Raw genomic sequence first — 18544 nt, 5'->3', positions numbered from 1 at the left:
ATGCCAGCCCCGTTAATTATAATTAAGTGATATTGATATTATCCTTAATTGACCGAGTGTTGATTATTTTTTCGCTGATAATGGAAACAGCTTCAATAATATTTTCGTGATAATAATCATTAAGCAATGTAATAACTAATGGATTGACTGTCCATTGGGAGATATTGTTATCCGGTATTTTTGTTATCAATTGACCCATAGCTAATTGAGTTTCATCTGTATAATATGGTGTCATTTGACCAGCTTTAAATAAGGTAATATTGGTATGAGATAATTTCCCACTTAAATTGCAGTTAGTCATGCTACATTCAAATGGTATTGCTGCTAAAACTTTATTAATATAGGTATCACTTGCTCCCATTTTTCGCAATTTTCCAACGATTGGCACATGTTTACTTGATATATCTAAGTTATCTCTGAATTCTTTTATCTTTTCGTTATTGATTATAGTATCTAACAAGAACAATTGAATTTCTTTTGCGCCTAGCTGTTCTAATTGAAAAGCAATCTCCATCGCTAATTGTCCACCTAATGACCATCCTAAAATGCGAATAGGTTGATCAATAGAAGTTTCAGTCAGAATTAACTCCCTATAAATTTGAGCTATTTTTTGTAGTGAATCTATCTGATTATCTGTACAGAGATTATAATTATCGATGCCTATGCAGTTATACGCACCAGATAAAGTATTTGCCAGAAATTCATAGACTTCACTACCAGCATTAGCAGGATGAACCATAAACAGCTTATTTGTTGCCGTTGATTTTGGTGTTAATAAATTAATCAAGCTGGATTTTGTATTGCCTGTTTCCAACCATTGGGATAACAGAGAAATGCATTTGCAGCTAAATAAAATATTTAGAGGAATATCAATCCCCATTTCATGGCGTATCGCTGTGGTCAGCTTAATTGCCATCAGGGAATTCCCCCCGATGCGGAAGAAGTTATCATCAATACTCACCCGCTCCAGCCCCAACACGGCCTGCCAAATGGCACACAATTGGGTTTCCAGCGCATTGCGGGGCGCGACATAGCTGTCACGATCCCCCCAGACTGGCTCAGGCAGGGCGCGGCGATCCAGTTTGCCATTCAGGGTCAGTGGCACAAACTCAATGTGGGTAAAGCTGGCTGGCATCATGTATTCCGGCAGGCAGGAGGAGAGATACCTGGTCAGGCTATCATCAGACAGTTCCGCCTCCGCCACCAGATACGCGACCAGTATTTTATGGCCGTTATGATCACGGTCAATCACCACCGCCTGTTTTACCTGTGGGTGGACAGTCAGGGCACTTTCTATTTCTCCCAGTTCAATGCGGTAGCCACGGATTTTGACCTGAAAATCATTGCGTCCCAGATACTCCAGAGTGCCATCCGCTTGCCAGCGTACTAAATCGCCAGTTCTGTATAGACGGGTGTAACCGCGTGCCTTGTCTTCTGCGTTGGCAAAGGGATTCGCTACAAAACGTTCGGCCGTCAGTTCCGGCTGGTTTAAATACCCCCGCGCCAGCCCGGCGCCGCCGATATACAGCTCTCCCGGCGCTCCGATAGGAGACAGCTTGCCGTGATTATCAAGAACGTAAAGGCGGACATTATTAATCGCTTTACCAATGTTTGTTGCAATATCTCCACGTTGATACTGCTTCTCTGTCGCGCAAACGGTCACTTCGGTCGGACCATAAGAATTCAGGACATCGCTATGACGGTTGAAATGGTCAAGAAAATCCAGCGAGGGAGATTCTCCGGCTGTCACCAATAACTGCAAGGAAGGTAAGCGCGAGCCAATTAACAGCTTCAATATTGCTGGCGGTAAGGCAGCGATTTCAATGCCTTCTTGTTGAATGAGTTTTTCAATTGCCAGGGCATGACGTTCTGTTTCGCTGCAAAGGTAAAGAGTCAGTCCATTAAATAAACTGGGGAAGAGTTCGAAAACAGAACCATCAAACACATAGGCGGCAAACATTAAGGATTTTTTTCTCTTGGTGGCATCAAAAATTTCTGCCTGTGCCGCCGCCATATGAGCCACATTTTTGTGCTCAATCATGACGCCTTTCGGCTGGCCGGTAGTGCCTGAGGTATAGATGATATAGGCTAAATCGGTTGATTTATTGATTCGTGCTGGATTTCCCGCAGGTTGGTCTGCGGTGATTGTCGGATCATCCGCCGCTATCAGTATCGGTTGTTTTGCGTGTGTTTGCGTGTTCGCCGCCAGTGTTGCCAGATACCTTTGCTGAGTGACGACGTAGGGTGATTGGGTATCATCCAAAATAAACTGAACCCTCTCTAATGGATATTCCGGTGAAATGGGTACATAAGCGCCACCGGCTTTCAGAACCGCTAAGATACTGATGACCATTTCCAGACTGCGGTCAAGGTAGAGGGCGATGGGGGTATCAGCTTGCATAGGGATATGATGATGTTGCTGACAACGTTCACGGATCAGATAAGCCAACTGGTTTGCCCGTTCGTTGAGCTGGCGGTAGGTTAGGGATTCGCCTTCAAACACCAGCGCTACGTTATCCGGTGTGCTTTCCACCTGAGCTTCAAACAGTTGTTGCAGGGTTTTATTCTGCGGATAGGGTAAATCGGTCTGATTCCAGTGGTGCAGCAAAGTATGACGTTCGGCTTCGCTGAGGAAGGTGATTGACGTATGTGGCTGGTCTGGATTGCATGCCGCCGAGTGCAGGATACGTTCAAGCTGACCTAGTACACGCTGTGTCTGTGCTTCTGTCAGCCAGTCTTTGCCATAATTGAATTTGATGATGAGACTGTTGTTGTGCTCATAGGCTAACAGCGATACCGGATAATCCACTTTTTCGACGGACTGACGGAATGTCAGGGTATGTTCTATACCTGCTGGGTTTTCGCTTACCACGGGAGCAGGGTAGTTTTCAAATACCAGTAAGCTGTGGAACAACCGTTCCCCGTCGGATTGTAAACTGGCCAGTGAGACGGCACTGTGGCTGTTGAGGGCAGCAATAGCTGTCTGAATATCCTGTAAAACCGTCGCTACACTGTCTGTTGGATGCCATTGCACCATCAGCGGCAAGGTATTGATATATAAGCCAACACTGGATTCAATCCCCGGCACCGGAACATCGCGGCCGGAGACGGTGGTGCCGACAAGGGTCTGTGCATCACCCGTATAGCTATGCAGGAGTTTATGCCAGGCGAATTGCAGGGCTACATTCAACGTCACCCCTTGTGTCCGGCACATATTCTTAAGCTGCGTATAAGCGTCGCCCTGAACAATGAGTTCTTGTTCAGCCGGGTTTTCAATGCTTTTTATCTGCGCTAAATCGACACGGTGACTTAACAACGCAGAAAAATCATTGGCGCCCTGAAATTGGGCTTTGTGTGCCTCCCAATAGGCGTCTGATTCAGCTTGATGATCCAGATGATATTGCTGGGTTGCCAGATAAGTCTGTTCCGCCACAATCTGGGGTTTTTGTCCCTTTATCAATTGGTTGTAATACTCATGCACAGCCTGCAACAAAATCGGGTTACTCCAGCCATCAGCAATGCAGTGATGTTGTGTAAGCAGTATGGTGACTAACTGCTCATCTTGCCTGATGAGAGTGAAGCGGATTAACCCGGGCTGACTTAAATCAAAAGGTAGGGTACGGTCGTGTTGTTGAATTTCGTCAATCGCCTTATTTCGATCTTCTTTGGGTATTTGACTGATATCTTTGAACTTGAAGTTCAATGGCCCAATACTGGCGCCCGTTGTGACGATCTGTAATATTTTTCCTGCCCAATCAAATGCGGTTCTGAGAATGGGGAAACGTAGTGAAGCCAGCGACCAAGCTTGTTGATAGACGGCAAAGTTGATATTGGCGTGATAATCCAACAGCAATTGCACACGATAAGCATCATCCTGTGGTTGAGTCAGATGATGATAAACAAATCCCTGTTGCAAGCTGGTGGCAGGAAATATCGTTTCAATTTTGTTTCTGGGGGATATGACTGAATCATTTGAACCAGAATGATTTTCATGAAAAGTAAAACTTTTAAAATCTTTTTCAGAGAAAATACTTCTTTCGTTTAAAAAGCCTAATATGTTTTCTTTTCTCTGTTTAACCTTATCAATAAGTTGGGAGGGAGGAGTTTCCCCGGTAAACGCCAGTTTCAACTTATTCTCACAGGCCCATATTGATATATGATTTTTACTGAGTTCTTTAATTAGCATCAACATCTTTTACATTTCCAAAATAGTTTTCTTTTCTGAGTGAGGGGCTGCATTTTCATGCTTCACATGCTCAAAACGATGAGTGAGCTGATTTAGCTGTTCCATTGAAACGTCTTTGAATCCGTAATCACTGGGGGTTTTTATTCCGCCCAATTGAGCTTGCTTTTGACCCGTAGTAATGACGTTATTGAGTGCTTGTTTAAATGCTGTGATAAATATCTCTGTCCGGGTTTGTGGTAAGCGGGAATCTATGCAGAATTGCAGTTTTCCCTCCTGGACTGAGCCATTGATGCTCAGCAGTAAATGACGGCCATTTTCGCTAGCTATCACAGCCCCACAATCATCGTTGGTTATGGACCAGTCTTGATGGCTGGCTCCTACTAACTGGCCAAGGTAGTTGAAGCTGATGGTTGGTAAATCGCCAGCCAGATATCCCGCTTGATGTAACGCACTGTAACCAATACCTTTATTCGGTACGCCACGAAGCATCTCTTTGGTGTGGATGATGGTTTCTGCAATATCAGTCTGCATTTCCAGACGGATAGGGTACATGATGGTAAACCAGCCAACGGTTTCGGAAAGATCTAATGTGTCGTCAATGGATTCCCGCCCATGTCCTTCCAGAATGATGTAGTTTACAGCTTGAGTGAAGGTCTCCTGCAAGGCCAGTGTCAATGCACTCAACAGTAAATCGTTAATTTCAGTGTGATAACCGGTGTTGGCTTCATGTAGTAGTATGTCCGTCATTTCGGCAGGAATGCTTAACCGGTGCTGAGTGATATTATCCAGTGTGGGTTTGGCGTCGTTTCCTGCTATCACCTGTTGCCAGTAGGGCACTTCATCCTGATGCTGTTGTGCATAACGGTGGACAGCCGTTACCCATTGTCGATAACTGCTGGTCTTCGGCGGTAAGGTCGTCCCCTGTAACAACAGACGCATATGTTCAGCAATAATCCGCCAGGAAACAGCGTCAATAATCAGATGGTGGAATGCGAAGAATAACCGGGCACTGCCATCCCTGTATCCGGTCAGATGACCTGCTTGCCATAATGGCCCGTTGTTGTAATCGAATCCACTTTGCCATTGGGTTAGTTGTTGATGTAATGCTTCCTTATTTAATCTCCTGATATCACAATGATGTAAAATGGAATATGAAGATGGCATTTCTGCGGAATAGTACTGACGGTAGCCATTTTTGGTATCTATAAAACGGGTACGTAGCATATCGTGCTGTTCAGTCAGCGTTATCAGAGCCTGTTCAATCTGTGAAGATTTGATATTCCCGGGGATCTGAATCATAAATGCCTGATTCCAATGATGTGGATTTGGCCAATTCCAATCGAAGAAGGTCTGTTGGATAGGCAACAGGTCAAATTCCCCGCTTAACAATCCCTGCTCTGCGAGCACGTTTACGGTAGATGATGAGAGAGCTAGCTGTTGGGCTAATCGGGCCACCGTTGGTGCTTCAAAAATTGATTTAACTTGGAGGAAAAAGCCCGCCTGACGTAGTTTTGAGACCAGTTGGATACTGACAATGGAATCCCCCCCGATGCGGAAAAAGTTATCTTCAATGCCAATGCGTTCCAGTCCCAACACGTCTTGCCAAATAGTACAGAGCTGAGTTTCCAGTGCATTACGGGGCGCGACATAGTTATCACGATCCCCCCAAACTGGCTCAGGTAGAGCGTGTCGATCCAGTTTGCCGTTTAGGGTCAGGGGCACAGCATCAATAAAGGTAAAGCTGGCAGGCAGCATGTATTCCGGCAGGCGGGAGGAGAGGTGCTCAGTCAGGCTGTCATCAGGCAATTCCCCCGTTGTCACCAGATACGCGACCAGAATTTTATGGCCGTTATGATCACGGTCAATCACCACCGCCTGTTTGACCTGTGAGTGGGCAGTCAGGGCGCTTTCTATTTCTCCCAGTTCAATACGGTAGCCACGGATTTTGACCTGCAAATCATTGCGCCCCAGATATTCCAGATTACCATCCGGCAGCCAGCGGACTAAATCGCCGGTTCTGTACAGACGGGTATAACCGCGTGCCTTGTCTTCTGCGGTGGCAAAAGGATTCGTCACAAAACGTTCGGCGGTCAGTTCCGGCTGGTTTAAATATCCTCGCGCCAGCCCGGCGCCGCCGATATAGAGTTCTCCCGGTGCGCCGACAGGAGACAGATTGCCGTGATTATCAAGAACGTAAAGGCGGGCGTTATGAATGGCTTTGCCGATATTTGTTGGTATGATCCCACGTTGATATATTTTTTCAGTCGCGCAAACAGTAACCTCGGTCGGACCATAAGAATTCAGGACATCGCTATGACGGTTGAAATATTCAAGAAAATCCAGCGAGGGAGATTCTCCGGCTGTCACTAATAACTGCAAGGAAGGTAAGCGCGAGCCAATTAACAGCTTCAATATTGCTGGCGGTAAGGCAGCGATTTCAATGCTTTCTTGTTGAATGAGTTTTTCAACTGCTTGGGCATGACGTTCTGTTTCGCTGCAAAGGTAAAGAGTCAGTCCATTAAATAGACTGGGGAAGAGTTCAAAAACAGAACCATCAAACACATAGGCGGCAAACATTAAGGATTTTTTTCTCTTGGTGGCATCAAAAATTTCTGCCTGTGCCGCCGCCAGATGAGCCACATTTTTGTGCTCAATCATGACGCCTTTTGGCTGGCCGGTGGTGCCTGAGGTATAGATGATATAGGCCAAATCCGAGGATTTGCTTACTGATGTCGGATTATCCACGGGCTGGCCTGCGGTGATTGTCGGGTCATCCGCCGCTATCAGTACCGGTTGTTCTGCACATGTTTGCGTGTCCGTCGCCAGTGTTGCCAGATACCTTTGCTGAGTGACGACGCAGGGTGATTGGGTATCGTGCAAAATAAACCGAACCCGCTCTGATGGATATTCAGGGGAAATGGGCACATAAGCGCCACCGGCTTTGAGAACCGCCAAAATACTGATGACCATTTCCAGACTGCGGTCGAGGTAGAGGGCGATGGGGGTATCAGCTGGCATAGGGACATGATGATGTTGCTGACAACGTTCACGGATCACATAAGCCAGCTGGTTTGCCCGTTCGTTAAGCTGGCGGTAGGTCAGGGATTCGCCTTCAAACACCAGCGCCACGTTATCCGGTGTGTTTTCCACTTGGGCTTCAAACAGTTGTTGCAGGGTTTTATCCTGCGGGTAAGGCGCATCGGTCTGATTCCAGTAGTGCAACAGGGTATGACGCTCCTGGGCGGACAGGATGTCAATGTCGGACAGCGATTGTGTCTGGTCTGCCACGAATGCTGCCAGCACCCGTTGATAAATCCCCGCCAGTCTCACGATGGTAGTCTCAGCAAACAGGCTGACGGCGTAGTTCAGACAACCGGTAATATCGGTTTGCCCATCGGATAAAAACAGGCTCAGGTCAAACTTAGCAGGGCTGTATAACGGCTCATCCAGTGTCACCGGCCTGAACGGCAGACGGCTGTCTGGTGGGTTTTCTTCAAAATTCTGTAACCCGAACATCACCTGAAATATCGGATGGCGGGCGGTATCACGTTCAATATCCAGCACCTCAACCAGTTGTTCAAACGGCATGTCCTGATGGGTCTTAGCTTCTGTTACCCGCTGATGGGTCTGTTGAATCAGTGCTTCAACACTGGCGGTTTGTTGAAGTTGTATCCTTAAGGCCAGTGAGTTGACAAACATCCCAATCAGAGACTGGGTTTGGGCATGGTGGCGGTTATCTGTCGGTGTCCCCAAGACGATATCGTGTTGCCCGGACAATTTTGCCAGCGTGATGTAAAAGGCACTGAGCAGCACGGTATACAGGGTGGTTTCCTGTACTTTTGCTAGTGTTCTTAACTGCTCAGACAGCCGGGTGTTCAGCACAAACTTGAAATCCCGTCCCTGATAATTCACTCGCGTAGGTCTGGGGTAATCGGTGGGAAAGGCTAGTGATTCATAACCGGTCAGGGCCTGCCGCCAGTAAGCGAGCTGACGTTCACGGATATCGCCCTGTAAATAGTCCCGTTGCCAGGCGGCGTAATCGCCGTAGGTAATCTCCAGCGGAGGAAGTGGGTTGTCACGGCCTTCCCGTAAGGAGTGGTAAATCTCTGTCAGTTCAGCCATAAAGATATCAACCGACCAGCCATCAATGGCGATATGGTGCCATAGCATTAATAAGTAGTGTCGGTTGGAAAGCTGATAGTGGCACAGGCGCAGGCTGGGTTCTGCGGTTAAATCAAACGGGGTGGCTATTTCAGCCTGAACCATGTTCAAAAATGTGTCAGCATTTTCACAGGATTGGGACTGGATAACCAAAGGGTTGTCCAGCACCTGCGAGTAAACCTGTCCATCATCATCGCTGCGGTACACCATCTTCATTACAGCATGGCGTTCAGCCAGTCGGTTAATGGCGGTTTCCAACAGAGGCAGACAGGCATCATTATCCAGCTCAACCAGATAAGGGATATGGTAGGTATCGGAGCCTTGTTCAAAATGTTCGATAAATAGCATCCGCTCCTGGGCAAACGATAAGGGATAACGCTCCTGTGCCAGGTGGGGGATAACCGTATAAATCTGCTGCTCCATCTGGGTTGACAGGCCCGCGATGGTTTTCAGCGCAAACAACTGTGCCAGTGAGATCTCGGTTGCCAGCTTGCGGTGGATAGCGGCGGTCAACCTAATTGCCGTCAGGGAGTTGCCTCCGATACGGAAGAAATTATCCTCAATGCCCACCCGCTCCAGTCCCAATACCTCCTGCCAAATGGCACACAGTTGGGTTTCCAGCGTATTGCGGGGTGCTACGTATCCCTCTCTGTCTCCCCAGACAGGTTGCGGCAATGCCCGCCGATCCACTTTGCCATTCAGCGTCAGGGGAACGAACTCAATGCGGGTAAAGCTGGCCGGCGCCATATAGTCCGGCAGACGGGAAGATAAGTGTCTGACGAGTTCATCGTCTGAGAGTTCCTCGTCTGTCACCAGATATGCTGCCAGAACTTTATGGCCGTTATGCTCATGGTCAATTACGACCGCCTGTTTGACCTGTGGGTGCAAAGTGAGCGCGGTTTCAATTTCGCTCAATTCGATGCGGTAACCGCGGATTTTGACCTGAAAATCATTGCGTCCCAGATATTCCAGATTACCATCCGGCTGCCAGCGCACTAAATCGCCGGTTTTATACAGGCGAGTATATCCTTTGGTTTTATCCTCTGCGGTTGCAAAGGGATTCGCCACAAACCGCTCGGCTGTCAGTTCTGGCCGATTCCAGTAACCTCGTGCGACTCCGGCACCGCCGATATACAGTTCTCCCGGTGCGCCGACAGGAGACAGATTGCCGTGATTATCAAGAACGTAAAGGCGGACGTTATTAATCGCTTTACCAATGTTTGCTGCAATATCCCCACCTTGATACTGTTTCCCTGTCGCACAAACGGTCACTTCTGTCGGGCCGTAAGCATTCAGTATGCTGTTGTGCTGGCTGAAATAGTCAAGAAAATTTGAAGAAGGTGACTCTCCGGCGGTGACTAGTAATTGTAGGGAAGGCAACTCAGCCCCAATTAATAATTTCAATATGGCAGGGGGTAAGGTAGCCATTTCAATATGTTCCCGCTGAATGAGTTTTTCAACGGCGGGGACATTACGTTCTGTTTCGTTGCAAAGATAAATGGTATGACCATGAAGCAGGCTAAGGAATAACTCGGAAACCGAAGCGTCAAAGACATAAGCAGCAAACATTAAGGCTTTTTTTCTCTTTGTCACATTAAAAAGCTCTGCCTGTGCCGCCACCAGATGAGCCACATTTTTGTGCTCAATCATGACGCCTTTTGGCTGGCCGGTAGTGCCTGAGGTATAGATGATATAGGCCAAATCCGAGGATGTGTTTATCGATGCCGGATTTCCCACAGGTTTGTCTGCGGTGATTGTCGGGTCATCCGTTATTATCAGTACCGGTTGTTCGGCGTATGTTTGCGTGTCTGTCGCCAGCGTTGATAGATACCTTTGCTGGGTTACGACACAGGGTGATTGGGTATCATCCAAAATAAACCGAACCCGCTCTGGTGGATATTCAGGGGAAATGGGCACATAAGCGCCACCGGCTTTGAGAACCGCCAAAATACTGATGACCATTTCCAGACTGCGGTCGAGGTAGAGGGCGATAGGGGTATCAGCTTGCATAGGGGCATGCTGGTGTTGCTGACAGCGTTCACGGATCACATAAGCCAGTTGGTTGGCTCGTTCGTTAAGCTGCCGGTAGGTCAGGGATTCGCCTTCAAACACCAGCGCCACGTTATCCGGTGTGCTTTCTACTTGGGCTTCAAACAGTTGTTGCAGGGTTTTATCTTGCGAATAAGGCGCATCAGTTTGATTCCAGCGGTGCAACAGGGTATAGCGCTCCAGGGCGGATAGGATGTCAATTTCGGACAGTGATTGTGTCTGGTTTGCCACGAAGGCTGCCAGCACCCGTTGATAACTATCCGCCAGTCTCTCAATGGTGGCCTCAGTAAACAGGCTGACGGCGTAGTTCAGACAACCAGTAATATCAGTTTGCCCATCGGATAAAAACAGGCTCAGGTCAAACTTGGCGGGGCTGTATAACGGCTCATCCAGTGTCACCGGTCTGAACGGCAGACGGTTGTCTGGTGGATTTTCGCCAAAGTTCTGCAACCCGAACATTACCTGAAAAATCGGATGACGGGCGGTATCACGCTCAATATCCAGCGCTTCAACCAGTTGTTCAAACGGTATGTCCTGATGGGCCTTAGCCTCAGCCACCTGCTGATGGACCTGTTTAATCAGAGCTTCCACACTGGCGGTTTGTTGAAGTTGTGTCCTTAAAGCCAGTGAATTGACAAACATCCCAATCAGGGGCTGAGTTTGGGCATGATGACGATTATCCGTCGGCGTCCCCAGGACGATATCGTTTTGCCCGGATAATTTTGCCAGCGTGATATAAAAGGCACTGAGCAGCACAGTATACAGGGTGGTTTCCTGTACTTTTGCCAGTGTTCTTAACTGCTCAGACAGTCGGGTGTTCAGTACAAACTTGAAATCTCTCCCCTGATAATTCACCCGTGTGGGTCTGGGATAATCGGTGGGTAAGGCCAGTGATTCATAGCCGGCCAGAGCCTGCCGCCAGTAAGCGAGCTGACGTTCACGGACGTCGCCCTGTAAATAGTTCCGTTGCCAGGCGGCGTAATCGCCGTAGGTAATCTCTAGCGGGGGAAGCTGGCTATCACGCTTTTCCCGCAAGGAGTGGTAAATCTCCGCCAGTTCAGCCATAAAGATATCGACCGACCAGCCATCAATGGTGATATGGTGCCATAGCATTAATAAATAGTGCTGGCCGGAAAGCTGATAGTGGCACAGGCGCAGGCTGGGTTCTGCGGTCAAATCAAACGGGGTGGCTATTTCGGAACGCACCATGTTCAACAGCGTGTCAGCATTTTCACAGGAGTGGATAACCAAATTTTCGTCCAGTTTCTGCGGGTAAATCTGTCCATCATCATCGCTGCGGTACGTCATCTTCATTACAGCGTGGCGTTCTGCTAGCCGGTTAATGGCAGTCTCCAACAGGGGCAGACAGGCATCATTGTCCAACTGAACTAGGTAAGGAATATGGTAGATATCGGAGCCTTGTTCAAATTGCTCGATAAATAGCATCCGTTCCTGGGCAAATGATAAGGGATAGCGCTCCTGTGTCAGATGAGGGATAACCGTATAAGTTTGCTGTTCCATCTGGGTTGCCAGGCCCGCGATGGTTTTTAGCGCAAACAACTGCGCCAGTGAGATCTCAGTTGCCAGTATGCGGCGGATGGCGGCGGTCAGTCTTATTGCCGTCAGGGAGCTCCCCCCGATACGGAAGAAATTATCCTCAATGCCCACCTGTTCCAGTCCTAACACGTCCTGCCAAATGGCACACAGTTGGGTTTCCAGCATATTGCGGGGCGCTACGTATTCCTCTTTGTTTCCCCAGACAGGTTCTGGTAATGCCCGCCGATCCACTTTGCCGTTCAGAGTCAGAGGAACGGATTCAATGCGGACAAAGCTGGCTGGCAGCATGTAGCCCGGCAGTTGGGAAGATAAGTGCCTGACGAGCTCATCGTCTGAAAGTTCCCCCGTTGTCACCAGATACGCCACCAGTACTTTATGGTCGCTATGATCACGGTCAATCACTACCGCCTGTTTTATCTGTGGGTGCAAAGCGAGTGCAGTTTCAATTTCGCTTAATTCTATGCGATAACCGCGGATTTTGACCTGAAAATCATTGCGTCCCAGATATTCCAGATTGCCATCCGGCTGCCAGCGGACTAAATCACCGGTTTTATACAGGCGGGTGTAACCGAGTGCCTTGTCTTCTTTAGTGGCAAAGGGGTTTGCCACAAACCGCTCGGCGGTCAGTTCCGGCTGGTTTAAATATCCTCGCGCCAACCCGGCGCCGCCGATATAGAGTTCTCCCGGAGCTCCGACAGGAGACAGATTGCCGTGATTATCAAGAACATAAAGGCGGGCGTTATTAATGGCTTTGCCGATATTTGTTGGGATGACCCCACGTTGATATCTCTTTTCGGTCGCACAAACGGTCACTTCGGTCGGACCATAAGAATTCAGGACATCGCTATGACGGTTGAAATGGTCAAGAAAATCCAGCGAGGGAGATTCTCCGGCGGTGACTAATAACTGCAAGGAAGGTAAGCGCGAGCCAATTAACAGCTTCAATATTGCTGGCGGTAAGGCCGCTATTTCAATGGTTTCTCGTTGAATGAGTTTTTCAACTGCTTGGGCATGACGTTCTGTTTCGCTGCAAAGGTAAAGAGTCAGTCCATTAAATAAACTGGGGAAGAGTTCGAAAACAGAACCATCAAACACATAGGCGGCAAACATTAAGGTTTTCTTTCTCTTGGTGGCATCAAAAATTTCTGCCTGTGCCGCCGCCAGATGAGCCACATTTTTGTGCTCAATCATGACGCCTTTTGGCTGGCCGGTGGTGCCTGAGGTATAGATGATATAGGCCAAATCCGATGATTTGCTTACTGATGTCGGATTGTCCACGGGCTGGCCTGCGGTGATTGTCGGGTCATCCGCCGCTATCAGTACCGGTTGTTCTGCGCATGTTTGCGTGTCCGTCGTCAGTGTTGCCAGATACCTTTGCTGAGTGACGACGCAGGGTGATTGGGTATCATCCAAAATAAACCGAACCCGCTCTGGTGGATATTCAGGGGAGATGGGCACATAAGCGCCACCGGCTTTGAGAACCGCCAAAATACTGATAACCATTTCCAGACTGCGGTCGAGGTAGAGGGCGATGGGGGTATCAGCTGGCATAGGGACATGATGATGTTGCTGACAGCGTTCACGGATCACATAAGCCAGCTGGTTTGCCCGTTCGTTAAGTTGGCGGTAGGTCAGGGATTCGCCTTCAAACACCAGCGCTACGTTATCCGGTGTCCTTTCCACCTGAGCTTCAAACAGTTGTTGCAGGGTTTTATCCTGCGGGTAAGGCGCATCAGTTTGATTCCAGTGGTGCAACAGGGTATGACGCTCCTGGGCGGACAGGATGTCAATGTCGGACAACGATTGTGTCTGGTCTGCCACGAAGGCTGCCAGTACCCGTTGATAAATCCCCGCCAGTCTCACGATGGTAGTCTCAGCAAACAGGCTGACGGCGTAGTTCAGACACCCGGTAATATCGGTTTGCCCATCGGATAAAAACAGGCTCAGGTCAAACTTGGCAGGGCTGTATAACGGCTCATCCAGTGTCACCGGTCTGAACGGCAGGCGGCTGTCTGGCGGATTTTCGCCAAAGTTCTGCAACCCGAACATCACCTGAAAAATAGGATGGCGGGCGGTGTCACGCTCAATATCCAGCGCCTCAACCAGTTGTTCAAACGGCATATCCTGATGGGCCTTAGCCTCAGTCACCCGCTGATGCGTCTGTTTAATCAGTGCTTCTATGCTGGCGGTTTGTTGAAGTTGTGTCCTTAAAGCCAGTGAATTGACAAACATCCCAATCAGGGGCTGAGTTTGGGCATGGTGGCGGTTATCCGTCGGTGTCCCCAGGACGATATCGTTTTGCCCGGACAATTTTGCCAGCGTGATATAAAAGGCACTGAGTAGCACGGTATACAGGGTGGTTTCCTGCGCTTTTGCCAGTGTTCTTAACTGCTCAGACAGCCGGGTGTTCAGTACAAACTTGAAATCTCGCCCCTGATAATTCACCCGTGTGGGTCTGGGATAATCGGTGGGTAAGGCCAGTGATTCATAGCCGGACAGGACCTGTTGCCAGTAAGTGAGCTGACGTTCACGGATATCGCCCTGTAAATAGTCCCGTTGCCAGGCGGCGTAATCGCCGTAGGTAATCTCCAACGGGGGAAGCTGGCTGTCATGGCCTTCCCGCAAGGAATGGTAAGTCTCTGCCAGTTCAGCCATAAAGGTATCGACCGACCAGCCATCAATGGCGATATGGTGCCATAGCATTAATAAGTAGTGTTGGTCGGAAAGCTGATAGTGGCACAGGCGCAGGCTGGGTTCTGTGGTCAAATCAAACGGGGTGGCTATTTCGGAACGCACCATGTTCAATAGCATGTCAGCATTTTCACAGGACTGGGACGGGATAACCAAATTTCTGTTCAGTTTCTGTGGGTAAACCTGTCCATCATCATCGCTGCGGTACACCATCTTCATTACAGTATGGCGTTCAGCCAGCCGGTTAATGGCGGTCTCCAACAGGGGCAGACAGGCATCATTATCCAGTTGAACCAGATAAGGGATATGGTAAGTATCGGAACCTTGTTCAAATTGCTCGATAAATAGCATCCGTTCCTGGGCAAACGATAAAGGGTAACGTTCCCGTGTCAGATGAGGGATAACCGTATAAATCTGCTGTTCCATCTGGGTTGCCAGGCCCGCGACGGTTTTTAGCGCGAACAACTGCGCCAGTGAGATCTCAGTTGCCAGTATGCGGCGGATGGCGGTAGTCAGCTTAATTGCCGTCAGGGAGTTGCCCCCGATACGGAAGAAATTATCCTTAATGCCTACTCGCTCCAGTCCCAATACATCCTGCCAAATGGCACACAGTTGGGTTTCCAGCACATTGCGGGGCGCCACATATCCCTCTTTGTCTTCCCAGACAGGCTCCGGCAATGCCCGCCGATCCACTTTGCCATTCAGAGTTAGAGGCACGGCTTCAATACGGGTAAAGCTGGCTGGCAGCATATAGTCCGGCAAGAGAGAAGATAAGTGACTGATTAGACCATCGTCTGAGAGTTTCTCGGCTGTAACCAGATATGCTGCCAGTGCTTTATTACTCTCATATTCGCGATCGATCACCACCGCCTGTTTTACCTGTGGGTGCAAAGCGAGTGCAGTTTCAATTTCGCCCAGTTCTATGCGGTAGCCGCGGATTGTAACCTGAAAATCATTACGCCCCAGATATTCCAGATTGCCATCCGGCTGCCAGCGGACTAAATCGCCGGTTTTATACAGACGAGTGTAACCGCGTTCCTTATCTTCATTAGTAGCAAATGGATTTTCCACAAAACGTTCGGCAGTCAGTTCAGGCCGGTTTAAATATCCTCGCGCCAGTCCAGCGCCACCGATGTAAAGCTCTCCGGGGGCGCCAGGAGGTACAAGGCTCCCGGAGTGATTCAAGACATAGGCATACATGTCATTTAATGGTCGTCCAATGCAAGATACTGCTGTGGCATCGTCTTGGGTTAATTTCTTGTAGGTAACATGTACGGTTGTTTCGGTTATCCCATACATATTGATGAGAGTAGGGGATTGATCGCCGTAATGGTTCCACCAGGGTTTCAATTGAACTGGATTCAGTTTATCTCCACCAAAAATCACGTAGCGAAGATGGGGAAATTCAGCGCCAATATTCAATGACGCATCAATAAAGGCATAAAATGCCCCGGGTGTCTGGTTTAATACGGTAACTTTCTGATCTGAACAGAGGCGACTGAATTTGCCGAAGTCCTTCGTACATTCTACTGTCGGAATAATCAAACGCCCGCCATAGAGCAATGCGCCCCATAATTCCCAGACACTGAAATCAAATGTGTAAGCATGGTAAAGCACCCAGGTATCATTTTGATCAAATTGATAACCTCCCTGAGTAGTTGCGAATAAACGCACAACATTATGATGTGTCTGCAACACGCCTTTCGGTTGTCCGGTTGTGCCTGAAGTATAGATAACGTACGCCAGATCTGTGGCTCCGCTGACGGGTACCGGATTCTCTGTCGAGAGGTTTTCTGTCACTGTTCGATCATCCGTAGCTATCAATGTAGGCTGTTTAGTCTGTGTCTGCGTATATTTCCCTAGCGTTGTCAGATATTGCTGTTGAGTCACCACACAGGGGGATGCGGTATCTTCTAAAATAAACCGGACCCGCTCCGGCGGATATTCCGGGGAGATTGGTACATAGGCTCCCCCTGCTTTCAGTACCGCCAGAATGCTGATGACCATTTCCAGACTACGATCCAGATACAAAGCCACTAACGTATCGGCTGGCATGGGTTTATTGCATTGCTGTTGATATTGTTCGCGGATCACCACGGCCAACTGGTTAGCCCGTTCGTTTAGTTGGCGATAAGTCAGTGTTTTCCCTTCAAACACCAACGCTATGTTGTCTGGTCTGGCTGCCGCCTGAGCCTCAAATTTCTGCTGGAGAGTACGGTCTTGTGGATAGGATATACTGGGCTGGTTCCAGGTATGCAGTAATGTATGGCGCTCCTGTTCTAATAAAATAGGTAATTCACTGACTAATGATGCAGGATTGTTGAGTAAGGTAATAAACAGGTTTTGTAATCGTTCAAGTATTCTGTTGACATCCTGCTCACTAAAGTATTTCCGCAGATAATCTATCGTTATTTTTAGCTCCTGAGCATACCCATAGTTTTTCAATCTAAAGACGATAGGATAAATATTAAATGCCCCATCTATGTGATAGTGCTGATTTTCGGTGACTTCGAGGTCTGACTCTGAAAAACGTTCATAGAAAATAGATATATTGGGTAAAGAAAGCTTATGTTTATGAGCAATTCGAGCAAGGTGGGATTGAGGAAATTTACAGTGATAATAACTATTTTTGAGTTCGAATTCTGTTAATTTAATCTGTTCAATTAGACTAGCCGCATGAGAAATATGACAATGCACCGGATACATATTTGCATGCATCCCAACAACATATTTTTCTGATTTTCCCTCTCTGCCATGTGTGATCGTGTTAAAAACCAGTTCTTGTTGTCCTGTAAGTTCAGTCATAATAATGCTGACCAGACTCGAAAAGATGAAAAGCGGATTGGTTTTGTATTCTCTGCAAAAAGTACGTAAATCTTCTTTAATTGGAAGAGGCAATATTAACGTACAATTATCACTGCCTGTATTCTGATAACAGGGTGTTAATTGATGTATTTCTTTTTGTTTCAGAAAATCAAACCAATAACTCTTATCTTTTTCATACTGAATGCTATTGAAATATTTTCTCGACTTGATTATTGTAGTTAAATATTGTGGGATTTCTGATAACCATGTTGTTGATGTTCCGTTTTCAATATATGTATATAGCTTATGGACATATTCATGAAGTCGATATAGCCCGACACCATCAATCATAATATGATGGAATTTAGTGAAAAAGTAGTGTTTTTCATTATTTAAGCGAATTATTGTAACTTGATATGGAGTTTCCTTTAAGTAATCGATAGGAATACCTACTTGTTGCTTCATCCAAAGATGTGCTTCCTTTTCAGGATCAAGCTGCGCCGAAACATCGTAGCACTTGATTAATTCTGGCGTACTCTGATTTTGAATATATTGAATAGCTTCATTATTAGAATTAATTGATATACGTAAACGTAACATATCAATGTGTTGATATAGTAAATTCCACGCTTTTTGCAGAATAACGATATCAACATTTTTTTCTATCAATGTATACCAGCCGAGGCTGTGTATTGGACTATTCTCATAAAGCGCTTGTTCGTAAAACACATCTTCCTGAGAAGGATGAAGACTATATAAGTTCGAATCCAGCGAACCCTCAGATGTTTTCATAATAAATTATACGAATGTATTCCGTTTGTAAGTTATTTGTAATTTATAGCATGAATGAGTAGATTTCATTACTTTTCTGACTTCAAATTATTTATGCTACCGCATTAATTTAATAGGCATTGGCATAATCTATCATAGCGTCATTACAGATAATCTCGCAATCTTTCAACACTCTTCCTCATGAAAAAATAGTTAACATAGTATTTATTGGCTAATGATTCACTTTCTATTAATTTCCTATACATTTAAGAGTACATATTTGTCACCAACCTTATTTTTATTAAATTTACTTGCGTAAATTAT

General features: G+C 47.3%; 2 protein-coding genes. Both read right to left on the bottom strand.

Annotated elements, in window-relative coordinates:
- Window positions 1-22 precede the first annotated feature (22 nt).
- Window positions 23-4192: a non-ribosomal peptide synthetase gene (locus EAE90_RS07105; RefSeq protein ID WP_214052920.1), complete on the bottom strand. Its 4170-nt coding sequence runs from the start codon at window positions 4190-4192 to the stop codon at window positions 23-25.
- A gap of 3 nt (window positions 4193-4195) precedes the next feature.
- Window positions 4196-18241, bottom strand: a complete 14046-nt coding sequence (locus tag EAE90_RS07100; protein WP_214052919.1) for a non-ribosomal peptide synthetase — start codon at window positions 18239-18241, stop codon at window positions 4196-4198.
- Between the last annotated feature and the right edge of the window lie 303 nt (window positions 18242-18544).

It is taken from the genome of Photorhabdus caribbeanensis (genome assembly GCF_018448885.1).
Lineage (GTDB): Bacteria > Pseudomonadota > Gammaproteobacteria > Enterobacterales > Enterobacteriaceae > Photorhabdus > Photorhabdus caribbeanensis.
Note: the sequence above shows the minus strand (reverse complement) of the source record. Positions and strands in the feature narration are given on the sequence as shown.

Bases quoted from the DNA above. Each gene is read 5' to 3' on its own strand.
- EAE90_RS07105 (WP_214052920.1), bottom strand. From the start codon at position 4,192: ATGTTGATGCTAATTAAAGAACTCAGTAAAAATCATATATCAATATGG.
- EAE90_RS07100 (WP_214052919.1), bottom strand. From the start codon at position 18,241: ATGAAAACATCTGAGGGTTCGCTGGATTCGAACTTATATAGTCTTCAT.